Annotated in this window: 10 protein-coding genes; 9 read left to right on the top strand and 1 reads right to left on the bottom strand. The window is 72.0% G+C overall.

All coding sequences use genetic code 11. The features are described from left to right. A partial coding sequence (locus ACIBLC_RS39285) for a hypothetical protein (protein WP_399216282.1) occupies positions 1-228 on the top strand: 228 nt, incomplete at its 5' end. Between the two features lie 388 nt (positions 229-616). Next, complete coding sequence (locus tag ACIBLC_RS39280; protein WP_399216281.1) at positions 617-1,291, top strand: ScbR family autoregulator-binding transcription factor; 675 nt, start codon at positions 617-619, stop codon at positions 1,289-1,291. 330 nt (positions 1,292-1,621) lie between these two features. Here ACIBLC_RS39280 and ACIBLC_RS39275 read toward each other — a convergent pair whose 3' ends face one another. Then, complete coding sequence (locus tag ACIBLC_RS39275; RefSeq protein ID WP_399216280.1) at positions 1,622-2,758, bottom strand: Fic family protein; 1,137 nt, start codon at positions 2,756-2,758, stop codon at positions 1,622-1,624. A 601-nt stretch (positions 2,759-3,359) separates the two neighbouring features. Here ACIBLC_RS39275 and ACIBLC_RS39270 point away from each other — a divergent pair. From ACIBLC_RS39270 to ACIBLC_RS39240, 7 genes are all read left to right on the top strand, one after another. Next, positions 3,360-4,205: a BTAD domain-containing putative transcriptional regulator gene (locus ACIBLC_RS39270; RefSeq protein ID WP_399216279.1), complete on the top strand. Its 846-nt coding sequence runs from the start codon at positions 3,360-3,362 to the stop codon at positions 4,203-4,205. A 445-nt stretch (positions 4,206-4,650) separates the two neighbouring features. Continuing rightward, on the top strand, positions 4,651-5,403 hold the full coding sequence (locus ACIBLC_RS39265; RefSeq protein ID WP_399216278.1) for a thioesterase II family protein: 753 nt from the start codon (positions 4,651-4,653) through the stop codon (positions 5,401-5,403). 96 nt (positions 5,404-5,499) lie between these two features. Further along, positions 5,500-6,429, top strand: a complete 930-nt coding sequence (locus tag ACIBLC_RS39260) for an aromatase/cyclase (RefSeq protein ID WP_399216277.1) — start codon at positions 5,500-5,502, stop codon at positions 6,427-6,429. Between the two features lie 649 nt (positions 6,430-7,078). Continuing rightward, the gene (locus ACIBLC_RS39255) at positions 7,079-7,219 is read left to right on the top strand and encodes a hypothetical protein (RefSeq protein ID WP_399216276.1); all 141 of its coding nucleotides are present in this window, start codon (positions 7,079-7,081) and stop codon (positions 7,217-7,219) included. A gap of 103 nt (positions 7,220-7,322) precedes the next feature. After that, positions 7,323-7,673 (top strand): DUF6059 family protein, encoded by a 351-nt coding sequence (locus tag ACIBLC_RS39250; protein ID WP_399216275.1) that lies wholly within the window; start codon positions 7,323-7,325, stop codon positions 7,671-7,673. A 265-nt stretch (positions 7,674-7,938) separates the two neighbouring features. Further along, complete coding sequence (locus ACIBLC_RS39245) at positions 7,939-9,213, top strand: NAD(P)/FAD-dependent oxidoreductase (RefSeq protein WP_399216274.1); 1,275 nt, start codon at positions 7,939-7,941, stop codon at positions 9,211-9,213. A 186-nt stretch (positions 9,214-9,399) separates the two neighbouring features. Beyond that, positions 9,400-9,873 carry a carboxymuconolactone decarboxylase family protein gene (locus ACIBLC_RS39240; protein WP_399216273.1) on the top strand — a complete coding sequence of 158 codons (474 nt, stop codon included), beginning with the start codon at positions 9,400-9,402 and terminating at the stop codon, positions 9,871-9,873. The last annotated feature ends 135 nt before the right edge of the window (positions 9,874-10,008 follow it).

Here is a 10,008-nt window from a genome sequence, read left to right as displayed (position 1 = left end):
TTGAACCCCGACATCGTCTCCACCGCCTGCCCCTTCTGCCTCGTCATGCTCACCGACTCCGTCAACGCCAAGAAGAACGACGGCCAGGCCAAGGAGACCGTCCAGGTCCTCGACGTCGCCCAACTCCTCCTCGACTCCGTCAAAACCCCCGCCGGCCGGCACGGTCCGCACGGCCCGCAGGGCCCGGCGGATACCGAGAACGCCCCCGAACCGGAACCCGCGCGGTAACACCGCCGCCGACACGGCAGCGACAGCCGATCGCCGGCCGCCGGCGACGACGGCAGCAGAAGCAGGGACAGCCACAGCGCCCGAGGCAGGACAGCGGCAGGGCAACGGCAGGGCAACGGCAGGAACAGGCAGGGCTGAGGCAGGAACAGGCAGGGCTGAGGGGCCGCCGGGTGGCGGCCCTTCAGTCGATGACCAGCCGTTCTCGTCCCCCCATATATAAAACCGCGAACGCGGTTTGTTATTGTGTGGGCGGCTCCTGTCCGGGCGTGCCGCGCCAGCCCGCGGTTCGGCGGGCAGCGCATCCTCCGGCGCCGGGGGTGCGTTGCAGGAGCCGTGAGATGCCGGTGTCCCGCCGGTGTTCGGCGTCCCGTTGTCCAGGAGGCAGCACATGGTCAAACAGGAGCGAGCCGCCCGCACGCGGCGTGCGCTGATCCAGGCCGCGGCCGAGGTGTTCGCCGAGGTGGGCTTCGTCCCCGCGTCGCTGGGCGCGATCAGCAAACGGGCCGGTGTCAGCAACGGGGCGCTGCATTTCCACTTCGCCAGCAAGAGCATGCTCGCCGAGGCGATCGAGACGGAGGCCGCCGAGACGGTGCGCCGGCTCACCGAGGCGGCACGGGAGCGGCACGGCGACTCCCTGCAGGCGGTGGTGGACGCCACGCACGACCTGATGGGCACCCTGGCCCAGGACGTCGTGGTGCGCGGCGGGTTCGAACTCGCCGGGGACATCGCGCGCCGCACCAGGTCCCCGCTGCGCAAGGAGTGGCAGCGCTGGATCGAGGACAGCCTGCGCCGGGCCGGGCACAGCGGTGAACTCGCCGACCAGGTGCCCTGGGCGGACGCCGCCCGCGTCATCGTGGCCGCGACCGTGGGCCTGGCGGTCCTCGGCGTCAAGGACGCCTCCTGGCTGTCGCGGCAGAACGTCACCCGGTTCTGGGACCTGCTGCTGCCCCGCCTGACCGGCCGGCGCGACGCGGGCATCCTGGTGTCCGCCGGCTCACGGCCCCCCGCCCCCGCCCCCGCCCCCGCGCGGCCCCGCTCACCCCTGGCGCCCCCCGAGCACTGACCGCCCGGCCATCTACCCGCCCGGCCGGTCGCGGCGCCGGCGGGTAGGCGCGGGCCGGGGCGGCATCCTCTTGCCCGGGTCGTGGACGCCTAGCCCTTCCGGGACGTCCGGCAGGCCCGCCGGATACGGCAGATGACGGCCCCCTGCGCGGCGGCGGGCGCCTCGCGGAGGGCTTGTCCCCCTGCCCCTCCCGTGCGCAGGACGGGCACCGGCGGGTAAGGCGGCGCCCTGCGCCGTGCGTTGCCCGGGGACGGGCCGGGGGAGTTGCTGCGGGAGGGCGGTTCGCCCCGCCCGTGGCGCCATGTCGGCGGACGTGACCGCGAGACGCCCTCAGCGTGTGTACGGATCGGCCAGCGGCAGCGGCGTCCGGGCTGCTTCCAGAGCTGGTTCCGGAAAGGCGGGGCCGGCGGTGTAGAAGCGGGCACGGGTACGGCCGACCGGTGTCAGGACGTCAGCCGCGACCAGGTCTCGAAGGTCGCGTTGAGCCCGCTGCAGGCCCAGGTCCTCCGCTCGTTCGTAGCGTGTCCGACGCACCCGCCCGGACATCGCCACGTCATGCAGAGCGGAAACCACCCTTTCCTCCAGCCCCCGGACCTCCGCGAACTCACCGAGCAGGAGCCATACCCGACTCGAACGATCCAGACGGCTGCGTACGGTCTGCGCCTGCTGGTGGTACGCGGTGAGGTTGAAGCGGACCCAGTCGCAGACGTCCTGGTCGGGGCGGTAGGTGGCACCCCGGCGCTGCAGCTCGCGGTAGTACTCCCAGGTGTTGCCGGGGCGCCCCAGCCAGGCCTCGATCGAGGAGAATTCGGGGGCCAGTTCTCCCTCTCTCGCGATCATGAGTGTTTGGAGGGACCGGGACATGCGCCCGTTTCCATCCGCCCACGGGTGGATGGAAACAAGGTGCAGATGCCCCATGGCGGCCCGTACCAGCGGGTGGGTGCCGTCGTCCGTGTTCAGCCACTCGACCAGTTCAGCCGTCAACGCAGGCACATCAGCCTCGTCCGGCGCCGTGTACGCCGCGATGCTGGGGTCGCGGGTGTCCGTCACGTACACCGCTCCGCGCCGCCACTGCCCGGCCGGCTTCCGCGGGGTGTGCCGGTGCCCCTGCAGCATCCAGTGGAGCGCGTTGAGGAACTCCTTGCCGTAGCGGAAGTCCGCGACATCGTGCAGCGTCTGGATGTAGGTCATCATCCGCTGATACGCGAGAGTCTCCTCGCGGTCCTCCTCGGAGACATCGACGTCCCGCTCGCCCTCCAGAAGATCCTCGACGTCGACCGTGGACACTTTGAAGCCCTCAATCGAGTTGGAGGCCGCCACCGCGTCGGCCGTCAAGAACTTACGCAGCCCTTCGGTCCACTTCACCGGAGTGGACCGAACCTGCAGGCGCAGCGAGTGACGAAGGTCTTCGATCTCACCGAGAACGCGCTGGTCCTCGGCGTTGAGAGCAGGCGTGGGGAAGAGCATGCACCCACCCTAAGGTGACGCAAACATTGCGTCAATGCGTCACCGCTCCACTGGCGGTCCGGAGCCGCTGCCGGGTCCGCGCATGGGCGGCGAGGGGACCGAGTTGCCCGCCAACGGATCGACGAACTCTTCGCGATGCTCCGTGACGGCACCTTCCGCGAACTCCGAACCTCCGCCGTCACCTTCAGGCCATGATCCGAACAATGCTCTCAAAAGCGACGCCTTGGCCTGGTGAGGGACATAGAGGTACCCCTCGCATCAGCACGCCGTGCCCATACGCCCCGTGCCCGCGGGCCCGCGTGCCTCCGTGGGCCCGCTGGTGTCCGTGCGTCCCGTGGGCCGGTATGCCGGGCCCGCCTGCGGTCCGCGGCCGCCGGTAAAAGATCAAAGGTAATTCCCGCCCGCCCGGCGCGGTCTTTCCGGCCAGTTCTCAGGGATTTCTTCCGCATTTCTCGAATGACGTCTTCTCCGCGCCCGTTCATTGAGGATTGCTCAAATGCCGCTGAAGGAACCAATGCCTCCGGTGCGGGTACGGCTAGCGTGCAAGTTCGCCGACGACTTTCCGCCATCGGGAGTTCCCGACGACGAAACGGAGGAAACCATGGAGATTCAGGTTTTGGGTCCGCTGTGTGCCGCCGTGAACGGGGACTCGATCGTCCCGACCGCCGGGAAGCCCCGACAGGTTCTCGCGCTGCTCGCGCTGTATCCCAGCCGCATCATGCCGGTGTCGACCCTGATGGAGGAGATCTGGGGGACCGACCTCCCACAGAGCGCGATGACCACGCTCCAGACGTACATCATGCAGCTGCGCCGCTGCCTGGGCACCGCGATGGGACCCGACGCCCCGGGCGCCGCGAAGAACGTCCTGGCCACCCGGCACGGCGGCTACCTGCTGCAGATCCCGCCGGAGTCGGTGGACGTGCACACCTACGAACGCCTGGTCACCGAGGGCCAGGAGGCCTTCGAACAGGGCGAGGACGAACGGGCCGCCCGCTGCCTGAGGCAGGCCCTGGCCCTGTGGCAGGGGCCCGCGCTGGTGGACGTACGGCTCGGCCCGATCCTGGAGATAGAGGTCACGCGGCTGGAGGAGTCCCGGGTGGTGACCGTGGAACGGCGTATCGACGCGGACCTGCGGCTGGGCCGGCACGCCGAACTGATCGCCGAGCTCACCGACCTGATCGCCCGTCACCCCCAGCACGAGGGCCTGCACGCGCAGGCGATGGTGGCCCTGTACCGGTCGGGCCGGCAGGCCTCCGCGCTGGACGTCTACCGCAGACTGCGCGGACGGCTCATAGAGGAACTCGGCGTGGAGCCCTCACCGCAACTCCAGGGCCTGCACCAGGCGATGCTCTCCGTCGACCCCGCCCTGGACGTGATGGCCGGCCCCCGCCGCGGCTCCACCTTCGACCGGTACGCGGCATTACTCCCCCAACGCTTCGCCTCCTGACCCCCACCCCCCGACAACCCCTCGGCCGCGCCCGGACCGCACCCCCCGACAACCCCTCGGACCGCACCCCCGACAACCCCTCGGCCGTGCCCGGACCCCACCCCCGACAACTCCCGGGACCGCGCCTCCGACAGTCCCCGGCCCGGGCCCGGCCCTACCCCGCCACCCCCTGGGGGCCGCGCCCGGCCCCACACCCCCGAAACTCCCCGACAGCCCCCGTCCCCGACAGTCCCTGCCGGCGCGCGAACCGTGCCCGGCCCGAGCCCCGCCCGAGCCCCGCCCGAGCCCCGCCCGTGCCCGGCCTGTGCCCGGTCCGGGCCCGGAGTGTTGTGAACCGTTGCCCGAACCGGCTCCTCCGCCCGCTCTCCACCCGTACTTGAGGCCGTCCGGCGATTCTCGAACCCCGTCCCCGTGCGACCAGGGGGCGGAGGCCAAGGAGGATGCCATGTCGGACGGACAGCCAGTACGACTGCACTGTTTCGCACACTCCGGTGAGGGCGTCTTTGTCTTCGACCACTGGGCGGCGAGCACGGGTGAGGGCGTCGAGGTGGTCCCCGTCCTCCTGCCGGGCTGCACCGCGCGGCGCACCGCACCGCGCCCCACCACGCACCAGGCGCTGATCGAGGAGATGCTGCCGCTGTTCACCGGCCCGCATCCCGGCCCCTACGTCCTGTACGGGCACGGTCTGGGCGCGATGATCGCGTTCACGGTGACGCGCGCCCTGCACGAGGCGGGCCTGCCGGGCCCGGACCTGCTGGCCGTCGGCGCCTGCCCGCCGCCCCACACCCCCACGCCGCTGCCCGATGTCCGCGGCGCCTCGGACGAGGAACTGCTGCGCCACCTGGGCGCCGGCACCGCCGTGCCGCCCGCCAGCGACGAGGGGATCTGGCTGCGGGCCATGCTCCCGGTGCTCCGCGCCGACCTCGAACTCGCCCAGGCCCTGGACGAGGCGGCCCGTATCCCCGCACCGGCCGGTGCGCTCACCACCCCGCTCCTGGTCGTCGCCTCCCAGGACAACCCGCTGGCGCCGCCCGCGATCGCGGAGGGCTGGCGGCGGTGGACCACGGGCCCGTCCTGGCTGCGGACCGTCCCCGGCCGCCACTTCTTCGCCCGCGACGGCCGTGAACTGCCCCGGCTCCTGGGCCGGGCCTGCCGCGTCACCGGCCGCCTCGTGCCACCGAGCGTGCCCGTCGGCTGAGCCCGCCCGGTCCCGCCGACCAGGCGTTTGTCATTGCACCGGCCGGGCGCCCCCGCGACCTGGGCCCGCGGCAATGCGTACAAGGGAGGTGTGCAGATGTCAGGTGAGCGTGCCGTCAGGGCGGCACAGACAGTACAGGTGGCCGCGCCCGCCGGCGTGGTCTACGCGGCACTCGCCGACGCGGTGAAGTGGCCGCTGTTCTTCACCCCGAGCGTCCATGTGGAGCGCCTGGAGTTCGACGGCGAGCGGGAACGGCTGCGGATGTGGTCCCTGGTGGAGGGACAGCTCATGTCCTGGACCTCCTGGCGTCACCTGGACCCGGTCGAGCACCGCATCGAGTTCCGCCAGGAACTGCCCGCCCCCGCGGCGCAGTCGATGCGCGGCGGCCTCACCATCCACAGCCGCGGCCCGCACCGCAGCGAGGTCGAACTGCACAGCAGCCCGGCCACCACCGCCGGCGCCCTGCACGGCGACGTGGCCTGGGCCCAGCGGGCCGCCGGCCTCAAAGCCTTCGCGGAGCGCTGGACACGCCTGGACGACCTGGTCCTCTCCTTCGAGGACTCCGTCCGCGTCAACGGCCCCGCCGAACTGGTCTACGACTTCCTCTACCGGGCCGGCGACTGGCCCGAACTGGTACCGCACATCACCCGGGTCCACCTCACCGAGGACCTGCCCGGCATCCAGCGCATGACCATGGAGACCCTCACCGAGTACGGCGCGCACACCACCGACTCGGTACGGATCTGCTTCCCGCACGCGGGCCGCATCATCTACAAGCAGAGCCCCGCCTCCCCGCTGCTCGCGGCCCACACCGGCGAATGGTCGGTCACCCCCGACGAGACCGGAGTGACCGTCACCTCCCGGCAGAACGTCCTGCTGCGCGAGGAGAACACCACCGCCCTGCTGGGCGGCGGCACGGGCCTGGCCCAGGCCCGCAGGCAGGTCCGCGAGGCACTGGGCCGCAACTGCCTGGCCCTGCTCGCCCCCGCCAAACAGCACGCCGAAAGCGCCGTCCGCATGCTGTGACACCACCCCCGCAGCACCCGGCCCCCACCCGCCGCCGCACGCAGGACCGCACCCGCCCGCCGTACGCGGGGCCCCCCCCCCCCCCCGGCGCGGGGGCGCCCCGCGCGCCCCCCCCCCCCCCCCCCCGCCCCCCCGGGGCCCCCCCCCCCGGGCCCCCCCCCCCCGGGGCGGGGGCGCCGGGCCGGGGCCGCCCGCCTCCTTTTCCTGCCGGTGCACGGGAGGACACCGGCAGGAAGGGAGGCGGGCCACCACCACGACGGGGCCGCGAACACCCCGCCCCGCGCCGGCCCGTTGAACACGCCCGGCCGCCCCCCTCCGCAACCCCGCCCCCGCGCCTGCCTGTTGGACCCGCCCTGCCGCCCCGGCAACCCCGGCCCGGCCGGATCGCCGGGACCGCAGGGCTGCAGGGCCGCGGGGGCCTGCCCTGCGGTGCGCGGGTGGAACGCAGCCCCCCGCGCCCGCCGGGGTGTTCTTGCGTGCCTCCACGCCCTCCCCATCGTTCCTCGAGCGTCCCTCAGCCGGAGTTCTGCATGGTGGCTGTGGCCCGGGTCACCCCGAGGCCGCTGACCCGGGCACACCGCCGGACGCCCGCCTCCGCCCGCCCCGGCCGGCCCCCGTCAGTGCCGAGCCGACCGAGCAGGAGGACCAGATGCACGACAGTGAAGAAGAGGACCGCCGCAGGCTTGAGGAGACACCGGACCGCGCCCTGCGTTTCGTACCCCCGCTGCGGCTCGCCGGAATCGACGAGGACGACACCTGGGAGCCCCACGTCGTCCGCGGCATCGACTGACCCCCCGGCCGCCACACACGCGTGTCCTGGACCGGCCCGCGAGCAGACCTTGACAGCCTTCGCGGGAAGCCGCGAGCGTCGTGCGAAAAGAGGGGGGCCGGTCATGAACCGGTTGCTGCGAACCGTCGGGCAGGCGCTGACCACGTGGTGCCTGCGCCCGCTGTGGCAGCTCCTGGTGGTCTTCGGGTCCATCTACACCGGCCCCGCCGTCTACCGCGAGCTGTCGATGTCCCCGGCCTCGCCCGTCACCGGCCCCCTCACCCGCCACACACCCCCACACCCCCCGCAGCCGGCGCCGCCGCCCGCAGGACCGCCGCCCGGCCACCCCGAGCGACTGCGCCCGGACCTCCCGCTGTCGACGGCGGAACGCCGCCTGGCCCACGACCTGTGGCCCGCCCGCGACAGGGGACACCGCGCCCGCGACGGGGGACACCGCGCCCCCGGAGGCGGCTGACTGCCCCGGGAGGTATCCGGCCACCGCCCTCGGCGGGGGGAATGACGGGGTCCGGATCGCGGGCACTGTTGCCGGGGGTATCTCCTGTTTCCGCGGGGGGTGTTATTGAGCAATCTCGGCGATGACAGTGCCTGACCACCGGCGGCAGTCTGAAGGGGTGAACCCGCTCCGCGTTCGCGGACAAATGGCGAAAGAGCCATGCCTTCACGCGAAAACGCGAGCGGCTACTTCCACTTCACTCACTCTGTTTGGGAAAGGGTCTCGCATGTCGCCCACTCTGCTCGGGGTTACGGACGAATTCGACGTCATCGTGATCGGCGGCGGACCCGCCGGCGCGACCACCGCGGGACTCCTGTCCAAGTACGGACACCGCGTCCTGGTCCTGGAGCGCGAACGCTTCCCCCGCTACCACATCGGGGAATCCCTCATCCCCGGCGTCATGGTCCCCATGGAAGAACTCGGCCTCACCGAGCGCATGGAAGCCAAGGGCTTCGAGCGCAAATACGGCGGCACGCTGGTGTGGGGCAACAACGAAGTCCCGTGGAACTTCTCCTTCACCACCGGCGGGAAGATCCCCTACGCCTACCACACCCGCCGCGCCGACCTGGACACCCTCATCCTGGACCGTGCCCGCGAACTGGGCGCCCTGGTCATCGAGGACGCCACCGTCAAGGACCCCATCGTCGAGGACGACGGCCGCGTCACCGGCATCCGCTACACGCTGCGCGGTCTGGACGGCGTCCGCGAGGCCCGTGCCTCCCTGGTCATCGACGCCTCCGGACAGGCCCGCGTGCTGGGACGCAAACTCACCGAGGTCACCTGGAACGACCAGCTGCGCAACGTCGCGGTGTGGACCTACTACGACAACTGCCACCGCCTGCCCGGCGACGAGTGGAGCAACATCCTCATCGAGGGCACCCAGCACGGCTGGTTCTGGGCCATCCCCCTGGACAAGGGCGTCTTCAGCGTCGGCTACGTCACCCGCTCCGACGTCGCCTCCGGCAGCGACAAGTCCCTGGAAGACCTCTTCGAGTCCGAGATCACCCAGACCGGCAAACTCCAGGACATCCTCAAGGACGCCACCCAGGCAGCCGGCTACCGCTCCGCCCGCGACTGGTCCTACACCAACGAGCGTTTCCACGGGAACGGCTGGGTCCTGGTCGGCGACGCCGCCGCCTTCGTCGACCCGCTCTTCTCCACCGGCGTCGCCCTGGCCACCCTCGCGGGAAGCACCCTGTCCAAGGTCGTCGACCAGATCCTGAAGAACCCGGAGATCGAGGAGAAGGCCCTGGACCGCTACTCCAGCGCCTACCAGGACTTCTTCCACGACATCCGCAGCTTCGTCGAAGGCTTCTACGACCGCTCCAAGACCAAGGGCTACTACTTCAACCTCGCCCAGGACATCAACGACCCCGAGAAGAAGAACGACGCGCAGGTCGACTTCGTCAAACTCATCTCCGGCCTCTCCGGGCGCGCCGGCGGACTCTTCGACCTCGACCTCAGCGACCTCATCACCAACACCGCCACCACCGAGGACTGACCGGGCCCGCGGCAGCGGAGAACGGCGGCAGCCCCAGATCCAGGCCCCGGGCGAGAGCCGGCCCGGGGCCCGGCCGCGCCCGCAGCGAGCCCGCGGGCTACGGCCGTTCCCGGGCGGCGTGTCACACTTCGCCGCGCTGATCCGTCCATGGGGTGTACCCGCCCGGCAACATCACAGGAGTGCACCGTGGACGCTCGCTTGAACCTCTTCGCCAGCCCGGTCTCGGCCGCGTTCGGCAAGCACCTCGTCTCCGCGGGCAGACTGCTCGCGGACTCGACACTGCCGGCCGCGACGCAGGAGCTGGTCAAACTCCGTGTCAGCCAGATCAACGGCTGCGGTTTCTGCACCGACATGCACACCAAGGACGCCGCGCACGCCGGGGAGTCCGCCACCCGCTTGAACTTGGTCGCGGCCTGGCGGGAGGCGACGGTGTTCACCGACGCCGAGCGCGCCGCGCTGGAACTGGCGGAACAGGGCACCCGCATCGCCGACGCCGCCGGCGGCGTCTCCGACGAGGTCTGGGCCAGGGCCGCCAAGCACTACGACGAGGAACAGCTCGCCGCCCTGGTGTGCGCCATCACCCTCATCAACGCCTTCAACCGCCTCAACGTCATCGTCCAGCAGCCCGCCGGCGACTACCGGCCCGGCCAGTTCGGCTGACCCGAGAACCCTCCCGTGGGGGGGGGGGGCCGGCCCCCCCCCGGGGCCCCCCCCCCCCGGGGGGGCCCCCCCCCGCGCCCCCCCCCCCCACCCCCCCCCGGGGGCGGCGGCGGGGGGAGGCCCGGGGGCGTCGCC

Origin of the sequence: Streptomyces sp. NPDC050535, from assembly GCF_044457665.1 — a bacterium.
GTDB lineage: Bacteria > Actinomycetota > Actinomycetes > Streptomycetales > Streptomycetaceae > Streptomyces.
This window is presented reverse-complemented; position numbering and strand designations above follow the sequence as displayed.

What these genes read in the sequence shown, in the direction of transcription:
- ACIBLC_RS39280 (WP_399216281.1), top strand. Translation starts at nt 617, where the DNA reads ATGGTCAAACAGGAGCGAGCCGCCCGCACGCGGCGTGCGCTGATCCAG.
- ACIBLC_RS39275 (WP_399216280.1), bottom strand. Translation starts at nt 2,758, where the DNA reads ATGCTCTTCCCCACGCCTGCTCTCAACGCCGAGGACCAGCGCGTTCTC.
- ACIBLC_RS39270 (WP_399216279.1), top strand. Translation starts at nt 3,360, where the DNA reads ATGGAGATTCAGGTTTTGGGTCCGCTGTGTGCCGCCGTGAACGGGGAC.
- ACIBLC_RS39265 (WP_399216278.1), top strand. Translation starts at nt 4,651, where the DNA reads ATGTCGGACGGACAGCCAGTACGACTGCACTGTTTCGCACACTCCGGT.
- ACIBLC_RS39260 (WP_399216277.1), top strand. Translation starts at nt 5,500, where the DNA reads ATGTCAGGTGAGCGTGCCGTCAGGGCGGCACAGACAGTACAGGTGGCC.
- ACIBLC_RS39255 (WP_399216276.1), top strand. Translation starts at nt 7,079, where the DNA reads ATGCACGACAGTGAAGAAGAGGACCGCCGCAGGCTTGAGGAGACACCG.
- ACIBLC_RS39250 (WP_399216275.1), top strand. Translation starts at nt 7,323, where the DNA reads ATGAACCGGTTGCTGCGAACCGTCGGGCAGGCGCTGACCACGTGGTGC.
- ACIBLC_RS39245 (WP_399216274.1), top strand. Translation starts at nt 7,939, where the DNA reads ATGTCGCCCACTCTGCTCGGGGTTACGGACGAATTCGACGTCATCGTG.